Origin of the sequence: Natrialba asiatica DSM 12278, from assembly GCF_000337555.1 — an archaeon.
GTDB lineage: Archaea > Halobacteriota > Halobacteria > Halobacteriales > Natrialbaceae > Natrialba > Natrialba asiatica.
Window position 1 is genome coordinate 91421 of record NZ_AOIO01000009.1, and the last position, 25006, is coordinate 116426.

At 58.6% G+C, this 25006-nt stretch carries 22 protein-coding genes and 3 pseudogenes; 17 read left to right on the forward strand and 8 right to left on the reverse strand.

From position 1 onward, the window contains the following. Positions 1–179 precede the first annotated feature (179 nt). Entirely contained in the window at positions 180–1409 is a 1230-nt protein-coding gene (locus tag C481_RS03035) for an HAD-IIA family hydrolase (protein WP_049904395.1), read from the forward strand. 90 nt (positions 1410–1499) lie between these two features. On the opposite strand, the pseudogene C481_RS20995 reads toward C481_RS03035, so the two are convergent. After that, positions 1500–1715: pseudogene (locus tag C481_RS20995) on the reverse strand (transposase); the annotation flags it as partial. Between C481_RS20995 and C481_RS21000 the strand changes: the two are divergent. Continuing rightward, positions 1700–2094: pseudogene (locus C481_RS21000) on the forward strand (transposase); the annotation flags it as partial. The pseudogenes C481_RS20995 and C481_RS21000 overlap by 16 nt on opposite strands. Before the next feature lie 135 nt (positions 2095–2229). After that, positions 2230–2562, forward strand: coding sequence for a DUF7344 domain-containing protein (locus tag C481_RS03040; protein ID WP_006107439.1), 333 nt, complete (start codon positions 2230–2232; stop codon positions 2560–2562). Between the two features lie 589 nt (positions 2563–3151). Here C481_RS03040 and C481_RS03045 read toward each other — a convergent pair. Beyond that, positions 3152–4465, reverse strand: coding sequence for a hydroxyacid-oxoacid transhydrogenase (locus C481_RS03045; RefSeq protein ID WP_006107441.1), 1314 nt, complete (start codon positions 4463–4465; stop codon positions 3152–3154). Further along, positions 4466–5269, reverse strand: coding sequence for an N-acyl homoserine lactonase family protein (locus C481_RS03050; protein ID WP_049904381.1), 804 nt, complete (start codon positions 5267–5269; stop codon positions 4466–4468). A gap of 192 nt (positions 5270–5461) precedes the next feature. Between C481_RS03050 and C481_RS03055 the strand changes: the two genes are divergently transcribed. From C481_RS03055 to C481_RS03105, 12 genes and pseudogenes are all read left to right on the forward strand, one after another. Next, positions 5462–5800: an ArsR/SmtB family transcription factor gene (locus tag C481_RS03055; protein ID WP_006107445.1), complete on the forward strand. Its 339-nt coding sequence runs from the start codon at positions 5462–5464 to the stop codon at positions 5798–5800. Next, positions 5797–6717, forward strand: coding sequence for an SRPBCC family protein (locus C481_RS21010; protein ID WP_006107446.1), 921 nt, complete (start codon positions 5797–5799; stop codon positions 6715–6717). The genes C481_RS03055 and C481_RS21010 overlap by 4 nt, the downstream gene beginning before the upstream one ends. Positions 6718–6719: 2 nt before the next feature. Continuing rightward, positions 6720–7796, forward strand: a complete 1077-nt coding sequence (locus tag C481_RS21890) for an SRPBCC domain-containing protein (protein WP_006107448.1) — start codon at positions 6720–6722, stop codon at positions 7794–7796. Between the two features lie 94 nt (positions 7797–7890). After that, positions 7891–8637, forward strand: a complete 747-nt coding sequence (locus tag C481_RS03070; RefSeq protein WP_006107449.1) for an SDR family NAD(P)-dependent oxidoreductase — start codon at positions 7891–7893, stop codon at positions 8635–8637. Between the two features lie 185 nt (positions 8638–8822). After that, complete coding sequence (locus C481_RS03075) at positions 8823–9302, forward strand: SRPBCC family protein (protein ID WP_006107450.1); 480 nt, start codon at positions 8823–8825, stop codon at positions 9300–9302. 12 nt (positions 9303–9314) lie between these two features. Then, positions 9315–9818 (forward strand): SRPBCC domain-containing protein, encoded by a 504-nt coding sequence (locus C481_RS03080; protein WP_006107452.1) that lies wholly within the window; start codon positions 9315–9317, stop codon positions 9816–9818. Position 9819: 1 nt separating this feature from the next. Next, positions 9820–10464, forward strand: a complete 645-nt coding sequence (locus C481_RS03085; RefSeq protein WP_006107454.1) for a dihydrofolate reductase family protein — start codon at positions 9820–9822, stop codon at positions 10462–10464. A 148-nt stretch (positions 10465–10612) separates the two neighbouring features. Next, positions 10613–11080 carry a DUF3995 domain-containing protein gene (locus C481_RS23150; protein ID WP_161605619.1) on the forward strand — a complete coding sequence of 156 codons (468 nt, stop codon included), beginning with the start codon at positions 10613–10615 and terminating at the stop codon, positions 11078–11080. A gap of 131 nt (positions 11081–11211) precedes the next feature. Further along, positions 11212–11445 (forward strand): annotated as a pseudogene (locus C481_RS21470) (IS5/IS1182 family transposase); the annotation flags it as partial. An 893-nt stretch (positions 11446–12338) separates the two neighbouring features. Then, a complete protein-coding gene (locus C481_RS03095; RefSeq protein WP_006107458.1) occupies positions 12339–12920 on the forward strand; it encodes a maltose acetyltransferase domain-containing protein in 582 nt (193 codons plus the stop codon). 74 nt (positions 12921–12994) lie between these two features. Beyond that, positions 12995–14188, forward strand: coding sequence for an MFS transporter (locus C481_RS03100; RefSeq protein ID WP_006107460.1), 1194 nt, complete (start codon positions 12995–12997; stop codon positions 14186–14188). A gap of 774 nt (positions 14189–14962) precedes the next feature. Then, on the forward strand, positions 14963–16759 hold the full coding sequence (locus C481_RS03105) for a hypothetical protein (RefSeq protein ID WP_086009690.1): 1797 nt from the start codon (positions 14963–14965) through the stop codon (positions 16757–16759). 453 nt (positions 16760–17212) lie between these two features. Here C481_RS03105 and C481_RS21585 read toward each other — a convergent pair whose 3' ends face one another. The 5 genes from C481_RS21585 to C481_RS03125 all read right to left on the reverse strand — a co-directional run bounded on the left by C481_RS21585 (position 17213) and on the right by C481_RS03125 (position 22469). Continuing rightward, positions 17213–17842, reverse strand: coding sequence for a hypothetical protein (locus C481_RS21585; RefSeq protein WP_152422138.1), 630 nt, complete (start codon positions 17840–17842; stop codon positions 17213–17215). 471 nt (positions 17843–18313) lie between these two features. Then, positions 18314–19624: an aryl-sulfate sulfotransferase gene (locus C481_RS03110; protein ID WP_006107463.1), complete on the reverse strand. Its 1311-nt coding sequence runs from the start codon at positions 19622–19624 to the stop codon at positions 18314–18316. Positions 19625–19883: 259 nt separating this feature from the next. Further along, entirely contained in the window at positions 19884–20849 is a 966-nt protein-coding gene (locus tag C481_RS03115) for a lysylphosphatidylglycerol synthase transmembrane domain-containing protein (protein WP_006107464.1), read from the reverse strand. Next, entirely contained in the window at positions 20846–21526 is a 681-nt protein-coding gene (locus C481_RS03120; RefSeq protein WP_006107466.1) for a PHP-associated domain-containing protein, read from the reverse strand. Before C481_RS03120 ends, C481_RS03115 begins: the two co-directional genes overlap by 4 nt. Before the next feature lie 31 nt (positions 21527–21557). Then, positions 21558–22469: a decaprenyl-phosphate phosphoribosyltransferase gene (locus C481_RS03125; RefSeq protein ID WP_049904387.1), complete on the reverse strand. Its 912-nt coding sequence runs from the start codon at positions 22467–22469 to the stop codon at positions 21558–21560. A 320-nt stretch (positions 22470–22789) separates the two neighbouring features. Here C481_RS03125 and C481_RS03130 point away from each other — a divergent pair, with 320 nt between their 5' ends. Continuing rightward, positions 22790–23881 carry an NAD-dependent epimerase/dehydratase family protein gene (locus C481_RS03130; protein ID WP_049904388.1) on the forward strand — a complete coding sequence of 364 codons (1092 nt, stop codon included), beginning with the start codon at positions 22790–22792 and terminating at the stop codon, positions 23879–23881. A 27-nt stretch (positions 23882–23908) separates the two neighbouring features. After that, positions 23909–25006, forward strand: a 1098-nt coding sequence (locus tag C481_RS03135) for a DolP-mannose mannosyltransferase (RefSeq protein WP_006107470.1), incomplete at its 3' end; no start/stop codon positions are given.

A 25006-nucleotide genomic window follows, 5' to 3' on the forward strand; every position in this document is an offset into this window, starting at 1 on the left:
AACTATCTATGGATGATTGTTTTTGGGCGTCGTGCTGAATACAAAGCGCGGGCCTTGTTTAGACGCGGAGCAACAGACCATTCTTTCCGTTAATGACGCTACAAATCAGCCGCTCAGTTAAATTGCGGATGTAACCTCCTATAAAAGGATACAAGTGGCAGATGGTGCTACAAAATGGCATGGTTTCTGAGCAATTCGACGCGTTCTTGCTTGACCTTGACGGGGTAGTGTATCTCGGGGACGAGGCCCTACCGGAGGCGGTCGAGTCGGTGAATCGCCTCGATGAGCGGGACAAGGAACTTCGATTCCTGACGAACGACCCACGCCCTCAGCGTCAGACGATCGCGAACAATCTTCGCAAACTGGGGATCGACGCGGAAGAAGACGAGATCATCACGTCGGGCTGGGCGACCGCCCGCTACCTCTCCCAACAGGATGTGACCACCGCTGCTGTCGTCGGTAGCGAAGGGCTGGAAATCGAACTCCAAGAGGAGGGCATCGAGGTCACGGACGACGATCCCAATGCGATGGTCGTCGGCGCGGACGAGAAGACGTCGTATCAAGACATCCAGCGGGCGGCGAGACACATCCATCGGGGAGCGACGTTCGTGGGGACGAACCCGGATGGGTCGTTCCCGACCCCGGACGGGCCCGCACCCGGGGCCGGGGGCATTGTCCGAGCAGTCGAAGCTGCGGCAGGGACAGAGCCGACGGTCGTTGGCAAACCCGAGCCGCTTATGTTCGAGATGGCTCTCGACGGGCTGGCCGACGACGTGCAAGCGGTCGTGATTGGCGATAATCCTGCCACGGACGTTCTCGGCGCCCACCGTGCGGGGATCACCGGGATTCTGGTGGCCGAGGACGAACCGACTGCCGCATCTGCTCGTGATCTTCAGCAACCAGATTTAACGATCTCGACGCTTGCAAACCTCTTCACGGACACAACCGGCACGTGGGAGGCACCTCCCTATTCGTGGCCGGACGAGATACGTCCGGGTGTCGCTGCTGTCGTAGTGAATAACGCAGATGAGGTGCTGTTGCTGAAACGCGCCGACAAAGAGCAGTGGGCGCTCCCGACGGGCACGGTCGAACGGTGCGAACCAGTCGGGGACGCTATCACACGGGAGGTTGAGGAGGAAACGGGACTGCAAATAGCGGTTGAGCGGTTGATGGGCGTCTATTCACACCCGGAACAGCAGGTGTTTTCGTATCCCTCAGGCAAGGCAGTTCACTTCGTCACGAATTGCTTTCGGTGTACCATCGAGGGGGGGACACCCGAGGCCGACGAAGAGGAAGCCCTCGAGGTCGGATTCTTCGACATGAACGATTTGCCGTCGGACATCCTCCCGATGCAACCGCAGTGGATAGCCGATGCAAATGATACGGATGGCTCTCCCGCAATTCGATAAATACACATGCTGTGCTGACCGAAGTTACGGAGCAAGTTCGACGTTTCTCACAGCCGCTTTCAGAACGAGTTCACGGAACTGACCGAACTACGTCCGCACCCGAAGCGTGTCGCCGTACCGCTGCTTGAGCGCGAAAAACACAGCCTCGACGATTGACCGTCGATGATAGGTATCGTCGTCATGGCGAGCGTTATGCGCCATATCTAGCGGGGAGAACCCTCGGTGTTTAATCACTGGCCGAACGTCGGCCTCCCGAAGCTCTTCGCGGAGGTCGTCCCAATCATAGCCCTTGTCACTCGTGGGCGTTCGCCCGATTCCAAGGGCGTATCGAGGACAAAACGACGAAAGCGGGTATCCCAGTTGAGTACGTGAATCCGGCGTACACCTCGCAGACGTGCCACTCGTGCCACCACATCGGTCGGCGGGACTCACAAGCCGAGTTCCGGTGTCAGAAGACGACTGCCACGCTTCGACGTTTCAGGCCGACATCGACGCTTCCGCGAATATCGCACGACGGATTGACCCGTGGGGAGAGAGCGTCCCGCTTGATAAGGTGGAACGCGATAACTCGCCTCGGGATGGGAGCGGTTGTGACACCGCCGCGACTCACCGTGAGAAGAGCGTACCAGCGCAGATGACGCACACGGCGTTTCGAGAGTCGGAACCCTCTACCAGCGACAACTAACTGGTATCCCCCGTGCGTGGGAAGCTTCGCCGTTTACGGCGAGGTGGGTGTCACTTCGTGAAATTACCGGTGGGAAAAGGTCAAGAGTTAGAATAATCGATGAGGCTAAATCAGCAGTACGACTCTTTACAACATATGGTATCACTAGACACGATATTCGACCTGCTCAGCGACGAACGCAGACGGTATGCTCTATACTATCTGTACGAACGGGATGGTCCTGTACCGATTGAGGAGCTTGTAGAGACGATCGCTGATTGGGAAGATGATCCTCCGGAAGATGATTCGTGGGAAAAGTTCGATGAGATAGTGGTGGACCTACAGCATACTCATCTTCCCAAGACTGCGGAAGTTGAGTTCATCCAATATCATCGTGATCGGGGGGTTGTTCAGGTGCAGGGTGCGCCACCGAAATTCGATGCGTTCATGACTGTCGCCAGATTGCTCGAGCAGCCTGAAGATGGTTGACTGCGATTTGGAGCGGGATTTTCTGGTTTATCTGAATTGAGGCGCTAAGACACCTTTCTCAGCAATCGTCATCAGAACGCAAGTGTTCTGATTGGCAATCAGCAATCGATGATTTCTGACGACGCCCGAAGGCGCGAGCAGGGAGGGGTACAGCGTTCACAAGAGCAGGAGTTTGTGCTGTAGTGAATGCAGTCCCTGAGAGGGGGCGAAGCCAAGCCGATTCTGAGACCACTCCCATTAGCGGCGCACACGTCGGCTCATTTTACACCGATCCACGACAACATCGATATTTAACATATCTGTGGGAAAATGGTAATCCCTCTATTTTTCATACAGGTATAGATATACTTGCAACCTACTGCCTATAACCCCTACACTGCTATTTTTCCTCATCGAAAGCAGTGCTGCTCGGTTCGTGGACGAGCACGTGGTCCTCGGGGACGGGCGTGACAGCGTCCGCGTCGGCGAGCTTACCTGACCACGTTGCGGGCCGTCGCGTCGTCGACGTCCGTCGAATCGGTCTCGTAGGTCTCGATGCGTTCGCCCGTCGCGCGGTTGATCGCGTCCGTGTTGGGTGGTGTAGTGTCGCTTAGTCTTCCCAGTTGTGCAGCGTGTCGCGGAACACGTCCGCGACATCCTCCTTGGTCACCGGTCGGGGGTTACACCGCAGCAGGCGCTCCTGCGTATCGACGGTCTGTTGGGCCAGCCAGTCGATGTCCTCCTCCGTGATTCCGGCAAGCTCGGTGAGGCCGCTGGGGAGTACGTTTAGGTCCTGCTGGAGCTGGATGTACGCCTGTTTGAGTGCGTTGGCGGCCTCGCGGTTCGTCATCCCCGCGGTGTCGACGCCGAAAATCTCGGCCACCCTGGCGAACCGCGCGGGGTCGCTCGCGGAGTTGTAGTCGATAGTGCTCGCGGGGGTGAGTACGGCGATGGTCTCACCGTGGTATGTGTGGTACTTGTTTCCGACTGGATACGCCATCGCGTGACAGAGGCTGGCGCCGGCCGTGAGCCCGGAAATGGCGCCGAACAGTGCACCCAGCAACATATCCTCTCGGGCGTCGAGGTCGTCGCCATTGTGGACGGCAGTGCGTGCACTCCCTGAGAGGAGGCGGATCGCCTTCTCGGAGAACATCTCGGTGAGCTGGGTTCGGCCGGCGTATACTGGGCGCTCGGCCGGGTCGCTCGCACGCAGCAACGAGTCGTGCTCGTGGGTGGTGTACCCCTCAATCGCATGGCCAAGCGCGTCCATCGCCGTCCTTGCGGTGAGTTCCGGCGGGAGCGTCGTCGTCAACGTAGGATCGAGAACAGCAGCATCGGCACGGACGTGGTTGCTCGAGATGGCCTCTTTGATCTCTTTCTCCGGTACCGAGAGGATGGCGACTGGCGAGATCTCGGCGCCGGTGCCGGCCGTGGTCGGTAGCAGCACTAGTGGCGGCCCGGACTCAGTGAGGCTTTGGCCGTCGCCGGTCGGTTCGGAGATGTAGTCGAGCGGGCTGCCGCCGTTGGCGATGATCGCGCGAGTAGCTTTCGCGGTATCCATACAGCTCCCGCCGCCGAGGCCGACGTAGAAGTCGTATCCGTTGTCGGTCTGCTCCCGGACAAACGAGAGGCAATCCTCGATAGCACTGATCGAGGGTTCGCGCTCTGACTTGTCATACAGGTCGGCGCCGAGGCCAGCGTCCTTGAGGTGGGCAACGACACGGTCCGCGTGGCCGGCATCGGCGACCCCCTCGTCGGTGATCACGAGCCCGGTAGCCGTCCCCTCAACGCCGAGATCGCGCAGTTGGAAGGCGAGTTCGTCGGTGGCGTCCCGGCCGAACCGGATTTCCGGCATGTCGATATGCCAGACGGTCTCGGGGGAGAGTTCGTGGCTGTCGGCCGAGACGGAGCGGTCGTAGCTCATTCAGGACCACCCTGACCGGATCTCTTCGAACTGGTCGGGATCGTGACCGTACACCACCTCGGCGTCGTGGGAGCGTTCGAGGTCCTTCAGCGTCTGGAGGCTATCGAACCACTCCTGGTTGCCCCAGAGCAGGCCGGCACCCAGCGGCACTTCGTCTTCGTAGTTGACCGACTGGTAGATCTCGTCGCCCGCGAACACAAGCGTCCCGTGGTTGTCCAGGTGGATTATCGTCCCCATGAGTCCGGGCGTGTGACCAGGGAATCGAATGAACTCCACGTCCTCGAAGTGGCTCTCGCGGTCTTGGTGGACGATCTGCCAGTTCAGGTCGTGGTCGAAGTCTTCCAGAATGTACGCGGCGCTTCCCTTGTCGGTCTTCTCGGAGTAGTACGCGAACTTGAGTTCCTTCTCGTGAACATACACTGGAACGTCCGTACCGCCGAAGTGGTGGAGTCCGCCGGCGTGGTCCAGATGCAGGTGGGTCTGAAACACAGCGTCGATGTCATCGAGGCTGTAGCCCGCGTCCGCGAGGTCTCCCTCCAGCGTGTGTTCCTGCACGTCGTGGGGGTAGAACGCTTGCTTGAGGCCTTCCGGCCAGTGGCCGTTGAGTGCGTCCTCGTGGTTACCCGTGTCCCAGAGGATCGTCGCCTCCGGGTGGTCGATGACGAGGTTCCACACCGGGATCTCCTCGTAGTCGGCGTCGGGATTAGGTTCGTCGTAACTCCCAAGCGTGTTGCCCTGGACCAGGTAATTGAGATCACACTTCAACCCGCCGCGATGGATCACATCAATGCTAGCATCTACCATATATTCTTAATTAATATTCAATAACAAATAGGTTTGGGAGACTGACTTGTGGTGATCTTCTGATGAGTGACATCCACCGCCACGCGGGCCATTCGATGTACCGAGTGTTTCACGCAGCGTGAGCGCTGGGAAGACGAATCCGAATTGTTTAACCTGTAGGTTTAATATATTGCGGGCTGTACGCTTAACCGGATGGTTGAACAACAGCCGGACGACCTGGATCTCGACGCGGTCTTCAAGGCGCTGGGCCACCCGATCCGTCGAGAAATCATCGAACAGCTCGCCGACGGGCCAAAGAGCGTCAGCGAGCTAGCCGACCCTCACGACGTGTCGCTGGCAGCGGTCTCGAAGCACCTGCGCGTGCTGGAGGACGCGGGCCTGCTCGACATCGAAGAGGACGGCCGGGTTCGACGGTGTCACCTCGACGCTGCGCCGCTGAGCGACGCGTTCGGGTGGCTGACCCGGTACCGCGTCCTCTGGGAGGACCGCTTCGACGCGCTGGCCGACCATCTGGAGAACGAAGACCGATGACAAACAACGACACGATCGATGAGACCGAGATCGAAACGACCGACGCGACGCTTACCCTCCGCCGGACGTTCGACGCGTCGCGCGAACGGGTGTGGCAGGCGTTCACCGACCCCGAGGAGCTCGAACAGTGGTTCGTTCCCGACGGCATGACGGCAGCGGTTCACGCCCAGGAACTCGAATCCGGTGGCGACATGTCCATCTCCTGGACCGACGGGGAGAATCGCATCGACAACGAGGGAACCTACGTCGAAGTCGTCGAGCACGAACGCCTCGTTACTGGTGAGGAGACCGAAGCGGGAGAGCTACGTGTCATCTACGAGTTTCAAGATGTTCAGGATGGGACGGAAGTCGTCGTCACCCAGGAGTTCCCCGGAGAGGTGCCCGACGGTGCCGCCGAAGGATGGGCGGGAATGCTCGAAAACCTGGCGGCGCTACTTCAGGAATCCGGCGCAGATCCCACCGAGGCCGACGAACGAAGCATGACCGCGAGTCGTGTCGTCGAAGCATCGCCCGAGCGAGTGTACGAGGCGTTCCTCGATCCCGACGAACTCGCCCGGTGGTTGCCACCGACCGGCTTTTCGGCCGAGGTCCACCACCTAGAGGCCGAGGAGGGCGGGACGTTCCGCGCCACGTTCACCGGAGAGACCGAGGAGTTCGCGGACTACGGCCACTCCTTCGGGGGCACCTACCAGGAGCTGGTCCGCGGTGAACGCATCCTCTACACGGAATCGTTCGAAACCGACGACCCGGCGATGGCCGGCGAGATGACGGTGACGGTCACCTTCGAGACGGTTTCCGAGGGGACTGAGATCACCGTCCGCCATGAGGGATTCCCCGAGGCTACCTCCCCAAGCGATGCCAACGAGGGATGGACCGACTCGCTCGGGAACCTCGCGGCTGTCGTCGAGGAGGCGTAATCATGAGGAAACTCGTCGTAAGCGAGTTCCTGACGCTCGACGGCGTGATGCAGGCCCCGGGCGACTCCGACGAGGACACCGAAGGCGGGTTCGAGCACGGCGGCTGGCAGGTGCCGTACTTCGACGACGTGGACCCGGCCGTCGCCGAAGGGTTCGACGACGTGGACGCGCTCGTGCTCGGCCGGAAGACGTACGAGATCTTCGCGTCGTACTGGCCGACCGCGAGCGAAGATGAGCCCTTCACCGAGCAGATGAACAGCGTCGACAAGTACGTGGCCTCCCGGACGTTGGACGCGGCCGACTGGCAGAGCTCGACGGTCCTCGAGGGAGACGTGGCCGACGCGGTCACCGAATTGAAACAGGAGCCTGGCGGTGACCTCGTAGTTTTCGGCAGCGGGGACCTCGTCCAGACGCTCATGGCCAACGACCTCGTCGACGAATACCAACTCATGGTCCACCCGCTGGTCCTCGGCACCGGCAAACGGCTCTTCACGGACGAGAGCGAGCCAACCGGTCTGGAACTCGTCGAGATGGAGACGACCGACTCGGGCGTCGTCGTCCTCACCTACGAGCCGGCGGAGAAAGAGGAGGGAAAACCAACGACAGACGACGCGCCGAACGCCGAAGCCGAAATCGAAACCAGCGAAAACCAGCTGACAATTCGGCGGACGTTCGACGCGCCGCGCGAGCGAGTCTTCCGTGCCTTCACGGAACCGGGAGAACTGGAGAAGTGGTTCGTTCCTTCACCGGGCGACGTTACGACCGACGTCCAAACTTTCACTGCCGAGCCGGACGGGGAGCGCTCGATTCGCTTCCACGCGGACGACGAATGGTTTGGAAGTGACGGTGCGTTCGAGGAAGTCGTCGAGAACGAACGGATCGTCTACACCGACCGGTGGGTTAACTTCCCGGAAGCCGATGTCGACAGCCGCGTCACCGTCGAGTTTACTGACGTCGAGGACGGCACAGAAATCGTCCTCACCCACGAACAACTCCCGACGGGCGACTTCGTCGGGGGCGCCAGGATGGGCTGGGAGATTTCCTTCGACAACCTGGCACCAGTACTCGTAGAATCATGACCAAATTCGACGCAACCGACACAAGCCAGACCATTCAACGAATGATCGAGGTGTCACCGGAGTACGCCCAAGCCTCAGGGAGGGGATCGCAGTGATGCTGGATGACAAAGTCGCCGTGATCTACGGTGCGGGCGGGTCGATCGGCGGTGCCGTCGCACGAGCCTTCGCCAGCGAGGGCGCTGACGTCTTCCTCGCAGGTCGCACCGCAGCACCGCTCGAAGCGGTCGCCGATGACATCCGTTCGGACGGCGGCGAAGCCGACACTGCCGTCGTCGACGCCCTCGACGAGCAGGCCGTCGACGAGTTCGTCGATGCGGTGGTCGAGGAGACCGGACGCATCGACATCTCGTTTAATCTCATCGGAATCGGGGACGTTCAGGAGCCGTTGACCGAGATCTCGGTCGGGGATTTCATGCAACCGATCACGACCGCGATGCGGACGCAGTTTCTGACGACGAGGGCGGCAGCCAGGCACATGATCGAGGGCGAATCCGGGGTTATCTTGACGTTCGGCGGCTCGAATCCCGACGCGCCCCCTGGGACGGGCGGCTTCAAAGTCGCTCTCGACGCCATCGAAGGGCTTCGTCGGCAGTGGGCAGTCGAACTTGGTCCGCATGGCATCCGTGTCGTCACCCTGAAAACGGGGAGTGTGCCAGAGTCGATCCCAGACGATATCGAATACCGCGATGAGGTCGCTGCTGCGACGAAGGAGGCAACCCTGCTGGATAGGGCAGCGACACTGGCCGACGTGGGGGACGTCGCAGCCTTCGTGGCCTCTGAGCAAGCCCGCACCATCACCGCCACGGAAGTCAACATCTCCTGTGGCGCGATTATGGAGTAGATGTTCAGATGAGCAAGGTAGTATTCGATACCAGCATGTCGGTGGACGGGTTCATCATCGCAGGAAATTCGAGCGAACGATCGGCGAGTCGACCTGGCACGAACGGAAATCGTAGAGGGCCCCGGCGTCACGCACCACCTCTATCGCGTCGACGGCAGGCAGGAAGAAATGGAGTACGACAAGCAATGACGAACGACACGACAAACGACACAGAGATCGAAACGAACGAACGAAGCCTGACCATCCGACGACGGTTCGACGCGCCACTCGAGCGCGTCTGGGAAGCGTGGACGGACCCCGACCAGGTCGATCAGTGGTGGGGTCCGGACGGCTTCACGACCACGACCGACGAGATGGAGGTCCGGCCAGATGGAGTCTGGCAGTTCGTGATGGTCGGCCCCGACGGTGACGAGTACCAGAACCGGATCGTCTACGACGAGATTGTGGAACCCGAGCGCTTGGCCTACACTCACGGGTCCGACGACGACCCCGAGCAGTTCCGAGTAGCGGTCACCTTCGAGGAGTCCGACGGTGGCGGGACCGAACTCACCATGGAGATGCGTTTCGGGTCCGCGGATGAACTCGACGAAGCCGTGGAGTTCGGCGCAGACGACGGGGCGAAGCAGACCCTAGAGCGTCTCGCCGATCACCTCGTGGCGAAATAACCGATATGGCCAATGACTGACAACGAACTCGACGACCAACCGATCGAAGAAGAGACTACCGAACTGAGGATCACGCGGACAGTCGACACTCCGCGAGAGCACCTCTGGGAAGCGTGGACCGATCCAGAGCAAGTGGCGAAGTGGTGGGGTCCGAACGGGTTCACCACCACTGTCCACGAGATGAACGTGCGGCTGGGTAGCGTCTGGCGGTTCGTCATGCACGGGCCCGACGGTGCAGATTATCGTAACGAGTTCGTCTCCGACGAGATCGTAGAACCGGAGCGCCTGATCTATACCCACCCCCCGAACGAAGAGAACGGTTTCCTGCGGTTTCAGGTGACGGTGGCCTTCGACGAGGGCGACGGCGGCAGGAACGACCTGACTTTCCGGATGGACTTCGACTCCGCTGCGGAGCGCGAAACGCTGGAGGAATTCGGCGGAGTCGAGGCGGCGGATCAGACGCTAGACCGTCTGGGAGGGTTCCTGACGAACGGCGGAGCCGGAGGAGGCGAGTGACGTGACGGAAGTCTTCGTCGACATGTCGATGTCGCTTGACGGGTTCATCGCCGGGCCGAACGACGGTCGAGAGAACCCTCTGGGCGAGGGGGGCGAGCGGCTCCACGAGTGGGTGTTCGATCTGGCGAGTTGGCGCGAGCAGCAGGGACTCGACGGTGGGACGACTAACCGGGACGCCGAAATCGTAGCCGAGTCCATCGAGCGGACCGGCACCCACGTGATGGGTCGGCGGATGTTCGACAACGATGATGGGCCGTGGGGAGACGAACCCTTCGAGGGCCACTGGGGCGAGACTCCGCCGTTCCACGGACCGGTCTTCGTGCTCACCCATCACCCCCGCGAACCGCTGGAAATGGACGGCGGGACGACGTTCCACTTCGTCACGGACGGGATCGAAACGGCGCTGGAGCGGGCGAGGACGGCAGCCGGCGACGGGGACGTCCGAATCTCGGGCGGTGCGGATGTCGTCCGCCAGTACGTTGAGGCGGGACTCGTAGACGAGATTCAGATTCAACTCGTGCCCGTGCTGCTCGGCGACGGCATCCGACTATTCGAGCACCTCGACACCGAACCGATCGAACTGGAACGGACGCGGGTGGTCGACTCTCCCGACATCACCCACCTTCGGTACAGCATTGTGGACTGATAGATGGTGGCGAGAGGGAGAGATACCGGACCAGTCTACAACGGAGTGAACGGTGGTTACCGAGGCGATCTCGGCCCGGACGGAATGACGAAGGCAAGATACGGAATAAGACCAGTATCGTTTTCGTCTGCCGCGTCGGAGCATGCTCATGCCTGCATCACCCTCGTCGACTGGCCACTCGTCAGCAGCTGTCTGGCCTGGCTACGCGGCGGGCGCGTGGGCGCTTCTCTTCACCCTTCCACACGTTTACTGGGCGCTCGGCGGTACTCTCGGGCTTGCGGGTCGCTCGATGACAGGGACGCTGTTGCTGGTGAATCTCGTCGCCATCCCGTTGCTTTTCCTCGCCGCGGGTGTCGCACTCGGAACCGTCACGTTGTGGGGCCGGATAATTCCCCGCTGGATGTTGCTTTCCGCTGTCTGGGGCGTAAGCCTAATTCTGGGTGCGCGGGGTATCGGCGGTCTTGTTCAACGCGGCCTATCAGGCGGACACGATGGCAGTCAATCTCTCCTCAGTCTGATCGCCGACCCGTGGTTCGTGCTCGGAGGCGTCCTTTTCGGCATGGCAGCCGCGACTTACTCCCGGAAGTCGTCTGTCCGAGAGAATCGGAGAACCTGATATCGACGTGTGTTCTATCCTTCGACAAAACTTGCGTTGCTTCCACCCTACGACGAGAAGAGTGGGTACGTATTCTGACTCCCGAGTTCTGTTGAAATCCTCAAGGAGTTACAGGATTGTCCCGTAGTTCCATGAGACGAACCCCCAAAGTCGAGATTTCACGTTTCACTGAGAAGGTAATTCATCTGGCACGCCGAGTCGTTTCTCGGTGTTCCTCGGGGTCCTCCAAACACCGCTATACGCTCCATCAGCACGTTGTTCTGCTCTGTCTCATGATTCGGAAAAATACGACCTACCGCGAACTACTTGACGAACCGATCGAAATGCCACGCTCTGACCGGTCAATACAGACGAAGCAGTTACCGGATCTAGGGGTGTTATTCGGGAGCCGCCTGTCACTGACAGATATACGTAGCGTAGAAGTCCTCATATTTCGATTCAAGTGTCTCGAAGCCAACTCTCCAGCATCGATTCGAGGAGGAACCAATACGTGCTGTATTCTTCCCGAAAATGGCGATGGTTTCTTCGTCAGTGACGGGTTTTGAATCTTTTTCTCTTTGATCCATGCATCAATCTCGTCGCGACTATCCAGCGGATCAATCCCGTAATCAGAGCATTCCACCCATCTCTAGCGTCTCTCCGATGTTTTTCAGTGCTTCGACTTTCCCGAAATTGGGAAGGTAATGGAGGGCGTCCTTCGAGAAGACGAATGATGCGGAGTCTCCCTTTATGCTTGTACCTCAAAAACCCACCGTGGACGGTCTCTATTTGCCGAATGCTGCTCTATTCGAGTTTCCAATCTATCACGTCTAACACCATCTCGGAGATATCAACCGCCACAACGCGCCCACAGTGTTCGGAGACTGCAAGCGAAAACACATCAGTCTACTTCTCAAACGTCGGCTCTGTTGAGTTCCTCAGAGAGGAATAGGTTTAGATGGTTGTTGAGCGGCGTTCTATGTGCTTATCAGTTACCGTAACCGCATCTTTCTCCTCAAGTCGGCTCACGATATCCTGTAACTCAGTCGCGGTGTAGTCGACCATCGGTTTCGGTTCGTCAAGGGTAGAAGCGCTTCAACTGCGGGCTGTCGTATGGCACCCACCAAGTGGTCAAAGCCCTCTCATCAGAGAGCCATAGAACGACTTACACGGCATTGATCTCGACCGAACGGAGCGGCGTAACTGCTTCGTAGGTGTGCGAGGTGACCTACCGAGTGTTCCAGAATACATATCCCGATTCGGATGGGTAATCGGAGCAATGGGTAGTGAAAAGGAAAAGATGCTACACGGGGAACTGTACGACGCCGACGATCCGGAGCTCGTGGCCGAACGAGAACACGCACGCGACCTCACGAGACGCTACAATCGCACGGTGGCAAACGATAGCGGAAAACGACGAAACCTGCTAGAAGAACTCCTCGGATCACTCGGCGATGAATGTCACATAGAGCCGACGTTTCGCTGTGACTACGGGTACAACATCCATGTCGGGGAGAACTTCTACGCGAACTTCGACTGCGTCGTCTTGGACGTGTGCCGAGTGAACATCGGACGGAACTGTCAAATTGGGCCGGGCGCCCACATCTACACTGCGACCCATCCGCTTACTGCAGACGAGCGAATCAAAGGGCCGGAATACGGCAAATCAGTCACAGTCGGTGACAACGTCTGGATTGGTGGCCGAGCGGTTCTCAATCCCGGCGTGACGGTCGGCGACGACGCCGTCATCGGATCAGGGGCAGTCGTCACAGAGGACGTTCCCGACGATGTTATCGTCCAGGGTAATCCCGCGACGGTAGTGAAAGAACTGAACTCGACGAATGACGGTTATCCACAATAGCCACAGCCTGTACTAACTGATGCAGTGGATAACCTAGAAAAAGTTCGACAAGCGAATTTCAAGCGACAGCACCTATGAGAATTCATCTCTCCAACCCACTTGCAGACATCCAGCGATCACAGACGGTCCTCATTATCTTTGCGAGTACGCTCGTGAGTGTGATGGGCGTCTCCCTCATCAGCCCAGCACTGCCGACGATTCAGGCGGCATGGAACATCTCGGCGAGCCAAGCGAGTCTCCTCATCTCGGCATTTACCTTGCCCGGCATCGTTCTCACGCCGTTCGTCGGGCTCATCGCCGATCGTGTTGGTCGCAAGCGTGTGCTCGTCCCTTCGCTATTCTTGTTTGGCGTGAGTGGCATTGCAGTCGTGTTTGTCGACGGGTTCACGACGCTTCTCGGTCTCCGCGTCGTACAGGGAACTGCCGGCAGTGCCATCATGAGTCTCACCGTGACGTTGCTCGGCGACCTGTTTTCGGGAGAACAACGGAGTCGTCTCATCGGACTGAACGCAGCGATCCTCGCCATCGGCGCAGCTGGCTACCCCCTACTGGGTGGTGGCCTTGCACTGCTCTCGTGGGCTGCGCCGTTCGTCTGCTTCGCACTCGGTATTGCCGTTGCCGTCGCCGGGTCTGCAGTCCTCCCTGAACCTGAGAGTAACGTGAACTCGTCCGGACTCTCGTATGTCGCTAATGCAGCGAAATCGGTGCCAACACGGGCTGCTTTCGGATTGTACATTGCTATTTTCGGCATTTTCTTTATTCTCTATGGCGCACAGCTCACGGTCATCCCGTTCATTCTCGATGAATCCTACGGCCTTTCATCCGGAACGATCGGGCTGTTGCTCGGACTCCCGGCGGTGACGATGGGGATGACGTCTTCACAGGCGTCTCGTCTCATTCGCCATCTCTCGCCCCCGCGGCTCATCACACTCGGGTTTGTGACCTACGGTATCGGTATGACGCTTGCTGCACTCGCTCCCTCAGTTGTTGTTCTTGCCAGCGCACTGTTTCTGTTCGGTATCGGACAGGGATTTGCGGAACCAATTACTGATACAGCATTGAACACTCTCGCTCCTGATGCGTTTCGTGGCGGAATTATGAGTATCCGAACGAGTGTTCTTCAATTTGGAACGACTCTCGGCCCACCAGTGTTCGTTGCTGTCGCCTCACGCGTCGGCTACACCAATACACTCTTCATCGCCGGTATCGCTGCCCTCGCCCTCGGTGTCTCTGTTTTCAGCGTTCTCATGCTTTCAGATATTGTGTGATCCACTTCACTTCGAACATTCTTGACATCCCCACGGCCTGAAGGCCGTGGAATCCCGAACGTTGGGATATTAGGGTTTGCAGTCTGCCTGTTCTCTCGGTGTGAACCGTCCGCTCTCGCAGTCAAACAGGAAGACTCCAAGTTCCCATCGATCCCAATCAAGCAATTCGAACCCTCGCAGAACGAGACAATAACAACATTGTACACTGGTCAGAATTCGACCGCGGCGGCCACTTCGCTTCGATGGAGGAGACGGATCTCCTGCTCGACGATATCCGGAAGTTCTTCCGTCGATATCGATGACGGGTGACGTTCTCGATCGGCGGACACTCAATCGAGCTCTGCTGGACCGTCAGCTACTGCTTCACCGTTCAGAACTGTCTACCACCGAAGCGATTGAGCAACTCGTCGGTTTACAGGCGCAACACCCTGACGATACATACATCGGATTGTGGAGCAGGTCCTAAATCTCAGCCCAGGAGTTCTCTGGAAAATCGGCGTGTTGGCGCTTTCCGAACTCTGGGCGACTGTTCCGGGCTAAAATGTGTGCCCTGGATGTCAGCAGATATCTCGCCTGTTACCCCCTCGCAGACTTTCGCGTTCCTCCACTTTGTAATTCTGATTATAGGTAAGTAACAGTAAAAGTCCCCGTTTGGTTAATTCACTCATTATATGGAACAAAATATAAGGCGGGCGGTTAGCATTATTTGGTATGGTACACCAACCCACACACGGCCGAATACGGAATATCAGTAGACGGCAATTTGTAGCAACAATGAGCGTCGCAGCAGGGGGCGTCCTCGCAGGGTGTTCAGAGGGGGATGTCGAAGGGAAGTCGGAGGCAGATGAACCACCGGAGGAGCCGCCAGAGCCAAACGAGCAGATCACAGACGCACGTCGGATCGGCCCCCGCGATGTTAGTGACTTTGGATACAAGGAGCTATGGGGATATCGGAAACGGCAGGCCGCCGAAACATTGCTTGCCGATCCCGCAGTCAACGACTTGGCAAGTGACTGGGTGGCCTCGTTCGAGGCGTACGACCCGTTGACTAACCGTCTCGATGCTATCAGCATTCAGGGAACAACTGGAATGAGTGTCGACGGCGGCCGAGAGTCTGGAGAGTTCGAGGTCACAGCGGAACAGCGACAGGTCGCCTACGGGCTCGTCGACCGTCGAACGGAGGAACTACGCGGACTCCACATCACTGACCCTCTCGACGTGACGTGGAACCGCGACTACCCAGACGAAGAAGGACGTAAACGCCACGAGTTCGTCCTAGATCACGACGAGGTCTGGAACCATCTTGAAGGGAACGACTGGTATCCCATGGAGAAGGCCGCAGAGATCATCACCGCTTACAGCGATTTCCCCCACGGAGAAGTCTCGCCTTCGATGTACTACGTAATGCAGGACGGCCAGCTCAACGTCGTGAGCACGTTCATCCACGTTGCGGGCGATGACATCGAACTCCTAGATGTCGTCCTCATCGAGGATTTCACCGAGCATCCACCTCAGCAGATCGCCCGGGAGACGAACCCGGTCGGCGAGACGGTTCTCGGTTACGTGCCGGAACCACCGATGATGCAACGGCCGCAGATTACAGCCCCAAATGGCTTTCACCGCATCGAAAAACCCGATGAGATCATCGAGGAAGCAGGGTGGACCGTCGAGTGGTCTGGCCCGCGTACGGTCGGCGCAGAGGTCAATGCCAGCTACAACGGAACGCCGGTGTTCGAGTACATCGCACCCGTAAGCACGTCGACGGGCTACGCCCTTCCGGAACGGAACGGCCGCAATACCTTCGAGTTCATGTTCCCCACCGACGAGCCAGTCTTCAGCGGAGAACTGCTCTACTGGGACATTCACAGCCCCGACTTCGGCGGTCCGGGGGTGCTCGGAAAGACGGATTATCCGGAGACACCCGCCCACCCACAGGGGTTCCGCCTTCGGACGCACTTCCATACCGGGGCTGTCCCTAACGCTCGTGACTTTCACTCCGGCCACCGGTTTGCACCCTACAACTACTATATCAACTATGATTTTTACGAAGACGGCGTCTTCATGCCGGTCTGGCAGCGCCAAGGCCCGGGCTACGTGACGGAGTTCGAGACCTATCGTGATCAGGAGTACGACGGTCCGACGATATTTTACGTCTCAAAGTGGGTGACACGGCCGACACCGGGGACAACAGACGGCGTCGAGACGCAGATCTTCGGCGGGAGCGAGTGGACCACGCCGGAGACCGAGTTCTACCTCGAGGGCGATGAGGAGACGCTGGTCAGGTTCCGAAATCCCGATGGCCCCGAGAGCATTACGCTGGCACTTGACGATCTCAAGGAGGTCGTCGTTGTCCGCCCCAAGGAAGACGAAATCGGTGAAGCGATCCGTGTACTCGATTCCGAAGCCGAATTTAGTTTCTACCACCCAGCACAGTACGTCGACGACGAACCGATCCAAGGCGAAGAGGTCCTTGCATGGCTCCTCATGGAAGGACGGCCCGACGAAGTCTCTCACCCCTCCGGGATAACAACGTACACGAGACTCGGCGAGTTCACTCTCAGAGGATACTAGTGTGGGACAGCATTGATATTTCGCTAGACTTCAGCTCTCGGTTGTATAGCGGTAGTGAGCGTCACTTAGAACAGTGGCCATTGCTGATGAATCTTCGTTACCTCTTCATCCGCCGTTCCAACAGCGGTGGCGACGAGTGACCGAAGTACTCAACGACGAATTGGTCGCCGACGCCAAGACAGGGCGCTCGCTGGTGCGAAAACTAGTCGTGGTGCAGGATAGAACCGATGGACGTACGTTCGATGGGCCAATCATTGATCTACCGGTTACCGACATTAAGCTCTTGAAAGGGCCTGGCAAACGGAACTGAGTTTTTCTCGCGAAAACAACAACTCTAAAGCAACTAGTCGTCGTCCGAGTTCGGTGAAAGGAATTGAGCAAGGAATTTTGGTCCCTTGTATCCCCGTTGGCTCATCGCCGCACGGCGGGTTCGTGTTGGGCGATTTTTCTTCCTCATATGACCATCATTCCTCCCAGAAACTCATAAAGGTTCTCATCAGTTACGCCAGTAAATGCTCCGTACGCTAAGCAAAGTAATCCAAGAACCAGAAGTAGCTGTGTTACGAGTAGATATGTGCCGTTTCGACGGACAATACGCTCGTTTTCATACATCCAATATGCGCAACTTCTTAACGCCTCAACCCGTTCCTTTTTCTCCGTATTTGCTTTCGAAATTACATCAATAAGGTAATTTGGGCCGGGCCCCAGGTGCAAATCCGAGGCAGAATAGGTTCCGGCACCTGCAATTATAGATAGTAGCAGCAATCCACCACCAAGGACAGTTATTCTATTGAAAATCGGATCTGTACCTTCAACCTGCGCCGCAGCTACCAATAGTCCGAAGACAACCATTGTAATCCGGACTGTTCGCAGCGCTTTGTCGTCAATATCGTCAAGATCATCTATTTGATGATCAATGACATCCCGGGATTCAGAACACAGAAACCGAAGCGATTCAATCTCATATTCCTCAATTTCTGGGAGAGATGGCTGCTGTTCTGTCTCCTGTTCTGATTCGACTTCAGAATAAGCTAAATTAGGTGAGTCTTGACTACGATCTGTTTCAGAATCTCCATCACCCATGCCAATCAGTCAATTTGCTTGATTTGTCTTATCTAATCTACTGTTTATTAATCTTACTAGGTTGGCGACACGCATTGAGTCGAAGTTGCAACGATTTCTGTAGTTCTCGTCGAGGACAGTGACACGAATCGCGACTGGCCAGATAGAGATTGAAATGTACTCTCTGAGCACTTCAGTGCGGCCTTCGCTAGGAGCACACCTCTGGATTACGGGCGAGCGTGATGACGTCTTATGCTCGAGATTTGTGCGTTACTTCGGGTAGAAATTAGCCGTCTTCAAGGATCATCTTGCAGGGTCGCTCAACTCGTTCCACCTCAGCGTTCACCCTGCTCTCTGGTGTGGTAGCGTTCTATGACACCCTCGAATATTCTGTCACTTCTACCGACCTCGTCCCCGTTGACGTTCTTGGAGAAGTCCTGCAGTTCTTCGATGGACCGAATTGAGAACACGGAGTCCAAGTTGATAGCGAGTCTAGCCCTGCTCCAATGCAGCCCGAATTCGTCGCCACCCGATAAGACACCCTTCAACACAGAGCCAGAGCACCCCCAGGGCGATACCGACCACGTGCAATATCTGCGGAAGGCGCATCCACATCGGGAAGACGTACTGCGCCATGGCCTCTCCTTCTTGCACGGCCGACTCGATAGCGCCGGGTTCTTCGTCGAGCCCAGTCAGTTCGTCCCCCGGCGGCACATCCGACTGTTCGCCGGCGCCGATCCGGTCGGCCTCGTACGGCAACGGAATAACCGTTCCGGCGCCGTCGAACTCCCAGACGATCTCACCGTCGGAGTCCACCTCGAGCACGCGGTTGTTTCGCGAGTCGGTAATAAGCGTGTTCCCGTTGGGCAGTCGATCGGCGTCGCGAGGCCACTGTAGGGGGTTGTTCTCGGGGGCAGTGTAGCGCCAGATCTCCTCGCCGGACTCGAGGTCGAGTTCGACGATCCGATTGTTTCGACTGTCGGCGACGACCATCGTCCCTTCGTCTTCGATACGATGGGGATTGTGCTGTTCGTCCAGCACGGTTTTGTTCCCCGGTTCGCCGATCACATCGACGATCTCGTTGGTCTCCGGATCGACTTCGATGATCGAATCGAAGTTGCGGATGCTCATTTGGAAGTTTCCGTTCTCTAAGTGGTCGATGTCGTTCATGTGCGTCCAGTCGTCGTGTTCGCCCTCCAGTTCGGGACCGCCGTACTCCTCGTAGAACGACGTACCGGGTGTCAGGTGGTTCTCGGCGTACCACTCCCAAGTGATTTCGCCGTCGCGGTCGACGGTAAACGAGCGATCGTTACCCATGTCGATGATCGCCGTTTCCCCGTTATCGAGACGCTCGACATCGTGGACTTCCTGGTAGTCGATGAAGTCATCGTACCAGTTGTACTCCCAGATAACCTCCTTTGACTCCTTGTCGATCTCGACGACGCGATTCTGGACGCAGTGGTCGTCTTGCTCCTCGTATTCGAGGTACTCCTCGGCACACGCCTCAGCAGGCATCTTGACGGCAACGGCCGCCAACACCGTCGCGTCATCGAGTTGTTCGACGCCGAACACGCGCGAGTCAGACACCGACCACTCCCAGACGACATCGCCAGCGGGTGTTAGCTCGACGACCCTCCCATCGTCGGTATACGAATGCACGCCGACGAGGGTGTTTCCGGGATAGCGATCGTCCTCGTTTACGACGTTTGGTTCGCGATCGATGAGGATTGCCTGAACACTGAGTGAGGCGGTCAGGAGGACGATAACGACTACAGCGATCGCGATACGGGTATACTGGTTCATCTGTCCTGGCTCCGTTTTGTCCGGATGAGCGTTGTCGAGCGTTGCCGATTCCAGAAACGAACAGGCTCGGGTCCAAGCGAGGACACGCAGGTTGTAGACGTATTTACATGTACTTTGCGCCGAGATTTGATCAGGCACAAGAACGGTAGTGAAACCGGTAGTACGTCTCCAGGTAAACCGTTCAGAAACGAACTCGAACGGGGTTGTGAAATCAGCAGATACAATCCGAATTCGACAAGAGGAGGTCGCTGCAAATCGCTCATCGCGTCACCTTGTACGTGAGGAATGTGGCCGTTCCGAGCGCGGCAGCGTACCACAGCGTTCCCACGCGGATCACGATCGTTGCGGCGGCCGCCACGGTTTCCGGGTAGCCGATCGAGAGCAACACACCGACCATCGACGCCTCCGTCGCCGCGAGGCCGCCAGGGAGCATCGACACCGCGCCGACAATCGACCCAAACCCGAAGACGAACAGGCCGATCACGACGCTAGCATTGACGCCGAGTCCATCGAGTACCAGCCAAAAGGCGACTCCTTCAAGTCCCCACGCTACAAGACTGAACAGCGTCGAAATGACCAGCGGGCGAAACTGGAACAAGCTGTACGCGCTTTCGTAGAACTGCTCAAGTTCGGTCGCGTACTCGCCGACGATCGGGGTCGACTCGAGCCGTTCTAGGAGCCCCAGACACCCCCGTCGCCACTGCAGGAGTGAAATTCCGACCGTGATGGTGCCGAGGAGAGCGATCACGGAGAGCGGTGAGTGGCTATACGCCAGTACGCCAAGCGCCGCCAGCGCGCTCAGTGCGATGAGATCGGTGATGCGCTCTGCGCCGACAACGGAGGTGGTCTTACTCGCTGGGACGCCACGCGTGCCGCGGAGGAACCACGCCTTCCAGACCTCGCCGGCTTTCCCCGGCGTGACGACCATCATCAGGCCACTGAAGAATGTGATAGCACTGGCCTCGAGTGGGACGCCCACGTCGAGACGTCGGAGGTAGTAGTGCCATTTGGCGAACCGGAAGCCGTAACCGAGGGTCGTTAGGCCGATGACAGCTCCAAACGTTTTCCAGTCCAGCGCCGTGAGAGCGTCCGTTACATTGCCCATGTCCGCGTAGGCGACGAGACCGAGAAAGACGACGACTGAGAGCAACGCCGTCAGCCAGATACCATGGTCGCGGACAACCGTCCAGCCGCGGTCGACGACAGCCTTACTGCTCGTTGTCACGGTGATCCCCCCGGTGAGAGGGTCGCGACGATGCGACCGGACGCAGTGCGAAACTGGTGGACCTTCGTTGCGACGTGCCCCGAGAAGTACCGTCCGCGACCAACCGGCTGCACGCGCCCGTCGTGTACAGCGTCTGCAAGTGACCCGTCGCCTTCGACGCGTGTATACGCGCGGCCGACCTCCATCGAGAAATGGGCGTCGCTTCCGCCGGTCGCCGGCAGGACGTGGTCGGCCGCAAACGCCGCAGCACGCTCGTTGAATCGGCGGCGAACACAGCGGGAGTTTACTGCCTCAACTCCATCGATGGCTTCGGCGAGGGCGTCAAGGTTCATCTCGTAGGACTGTCGCATCGAGTCGAACGGGTGCGAGAGGATGGCGATACCCCCCTGCTCGTGAACATGATCGACCACCGTCAGCGGGTCGGCCTGGGGCGGCGGCTCCGTCACGTCGAGTGCCAAGAGATGACCCTCGGTGGTGGTCACCTCGACCCCGGAGATCACGTCCACTGACTCGGGGGTGGCGTCCCGAACAGCGTCGACATTGGCCAGCGTATCGTGGTCGGTGACGGCGATGCCGTCGAGTCCGGCGTCCGCCGCCGCCGTGGCGACGCGCTCGGGTGGCGTACTCGAGCAGGGCGAAGCATCCGTGTGAACTTGCAGATCGTATCGACGGATCATGGTTGTCAGTGGGTTCGTGGCATGCTGATGGTCAGGCAAACATCTCGACGAGGACGAACGGGATATCGTACAGAATTCCAACGACGACGAGGCCCCAGACGAGGAGGTTGAGGAAGAACGGGCGGTCGGCGAGGAGGAACTTCGGATCGCCGCCGAGGTCCCGCGTGTGGGCGAGGTAGTAGTACCGGAAAGCCGCGAAGAAGGCGAACGGAAGGGTAGCCATCATCCAGATGCCGCTGCCGAAGAACGTGTACATCGAGTAGGAGACGAGCAGCGCAGTCAGCACGACGACGAGAAACTGGTCGAGTATTTCCTCGGTGTAGTCCGCGAGAATCGACCGTGACGCGGACGGATCGTCGTTGACGACTGTTTCGTGGCGGCGCTTGCCGAACGCGAGCATTAGTGCCCCGAGGAACGTACAGACGACGAGCCAGGGACTTAGCAAGACGTCGATGGCGACCACGCCAGCAATCGCTCGCAACACGAATCCGATAGCGATCACCATCACGTCGACGAGGACGACTTCTTTCAAGAAAACGGAATAAAGCGCATTCTGCGCGAGATACGCGAGGACAGTCAGGAGAAACAGGGGCCCGAGGTAGCCCGAAAGGGAGATACCGCCGACGAACAGCACCGCCGCGAACGGTACCGCGACGACGATCGGTACTTGTCCGCTGGCGATGGGGCGATGTTTCTTCCGCGGGTGTTTGCGGTCCTCCTTGAGGTCGCTAATGTCGTTACCGATGTACGTCGCGCCTGCGATAGCACAGAAAGCAACGATCCCGATGGCGGCGTTCATGACGGCGGCCGGATCGAAGAGACTTCCCGAAAAAACGAGGCCCAAAAGCAGAATGCTCTGCTTGTACCATTGCCACGGGCGAATTTCCTTGATCAAACCGGAGAGAGTTATTGCGACCCGGCTTTGAGAATAGGCCCCAGCCATCAGTCTCTATCGACTTGCCCACAAGTCGAGCAAAAAAGATTGTGCCGGCTCTCTCATATTTCTTTTTCTGCAAGCTATTAACGGAGGGTGCTGATCGTCGGATCTATCGTAATGGAAATCGCAACTCCACTAATTCATATGACTATTTCATGGCGTGGCTACGGCCAAAGCCATACTGATCTATGTGAGTAAACTACTGGACGAGAGCGACCTCACCGGGGGGCTGAACAGCACACGTTTCACGTTCAGATCTGTCTTCTGCCAGTATTTTTCGTCGATACGCTTTTCAGGTACCGTATGGACGGGTAGTTTAATTCACGATGCCTGGAGGTAATCGCACCCGCGACCGCTCGAATGGCTCACTTCTCGTGACGGGGGGAACCGGATTCCTCGGCCTTCACGCGTGCCAGTACTTCCGCGATCAGGGATGGGACGTCACCGCGTTCGATCTCAAGCCATTCGAGGAAGAAGATGGCACGGACGGAATCGACTACGTCGAGGGAGACGTGCGAAGCGAGCGCTCAGTGGCCGACGCGCTCGAGGAGAGCGACGCCACGGCCGTCGTGCACGCCGCGGCCGCACTCCCGCTGTGGGACGCCGACCGCATCCGAGAGACGACCATCGACGGGACGCGAAACGTTCTCTGGGCGGCACACGAAGGCGGCGTCGAACGGGTCTGTTATATTTCCTCAACAGCGGTGTACGGGACCCACGATACGCATCCCATCACCGAGGAATCGCCACTCGAGGGGGTCGGTCCTTATGGCGAGGCCAAGATACAAGCCGAAAAGGTATGTGAGGACTTCCGGCGTATGGGCCTCTGTGTCCCCATCCTTCGCCCGAAGACGTTCATCGGTCCTCAACGACTCGGCGTGTTTCAGGTGCTGTTCGACTGGATTGAAGACGGCGCAAACGTCCCGCTCGTCGGATGGGGAACCAACCAATACCAGTTGCTACACGTCCACGACCTCCTCACCGCTATCGATCTGCTGCTCACTGACGACAAGGAGGCAGTGAACAGTACGTTCAACGTCGGTACTGACGAATTTACCACGATGAAAGCGGACTTTCAAGCCCCCATCGACTACGCGGGTACGGGCAAGCGCACCATCGGAACGCCTGCCGTCCTCACGGTCGCGGTCCTCCGCGTCCTGGATCGCCTGAACCTCTCGCCGCTGTACCCGTGGGTCTACGAGACGGCTCACGAGGACTCCTACGTCTCCGTCGAGAAACTGAAAGCGCTCGGCTGGGAGCCCGAGTACTCGAACCGAGAGGCGCTCGTCGAGACGTACGACTGGTACCTCGAACACGACGAATCAAACGAAGCCGACGATGAGACCGGTCTCGACCACCGCGTTGCGTGGGACCAAGGAGCCCTCGCCGTCGCGAAGAAAGTCTCCCAGCAAATCTGACGGATCGTCCCCATCGAATCGCTCACAATGGCAACGCATTCACTTTCCGAAACCCGCGCCGGGTGGCTCGTCGTCCTCGGGTCGATAGTCGGCGTGCTATTCGCCGTCGGACTGATCAACTATCTACAAACCAGGTGGCCCGCGATCGCAACTGATCCCGCGTTCTTTCAGCACACAGGCTGGTACATCCTTCAGGGCGGCGTTCCGTATGTCGACGTCTGGGACGTAAACCCGCCCGTTCCGTTCGCAATTACGGCCGTACTCGCCGTTTTTTCCGGCGGGAACATGCTTGTCCTGCACGCCCTTGGAACGGCACTCACGGTGCTTGTGGCCGCAACCAGTATCCTGCTCGTCGGCTGGGTTGCATACCTCGTGACCGAAAAGCACGTGGCAGCGATCGCCGCTGGGCTGACGATGCTGATCGTCCCGGAACTCCTCGTCCTTTCTCTGGAGGGAGTCAGAGCACAGTTTTACGCGCTGTTTTTCGGTACACTATCCCTCGCGCTTGTTCTTCGTGACCGTCCCTTTCTCGCCGGCGTGGCCGCAGCGTTGAGCGCCGGTTCGTGGCAGTCAGGGGCCGTCTTCGCACCGCTGATCGTCGGGATGGCCTACCAACGAAACGGCGGACGTGGCGCACTCTCGGCGGTCGCGGGCGGTGGCGTCGTGACCGGCATCGTCGTCCTCGTGTTCGCGGCCGTGGGCGCGCTCGTACCCATGGTCGTGCAGTCGATCGTCGCGCCGATGAGCGCCGGCGGGCCGTACACGCTAGCCGAACGCGTCTACACGATACTGCTAGTGTTCGGCTACGGAGCGGTGCTCTTCCCGGTGGCGCTCTACGGCTGGGGGCGTGCGGCCGTCCGTGATTTAGGGTCGCGGTGGTGGATCCCGGTGGGCGGCGTGATTCTTCTTCTACAGGTGCTATTCGTCGATCTCGACGGTTCGACGGACGCGTTTCTGTTCCTTTCGTTTATCGCGCTGGGCGTGGCCGTCGCTGTTGAGCGGGTGATCGGCCGGAGGTCAGTGACAACGGAGCCGACTGAGACCGAGAGGACCCAAAGGGACGACAACCGATGGGCGAGCGTCGCTATCATCCTGTTCGTCGCCGTACTCATCCTCGGAGGAGCG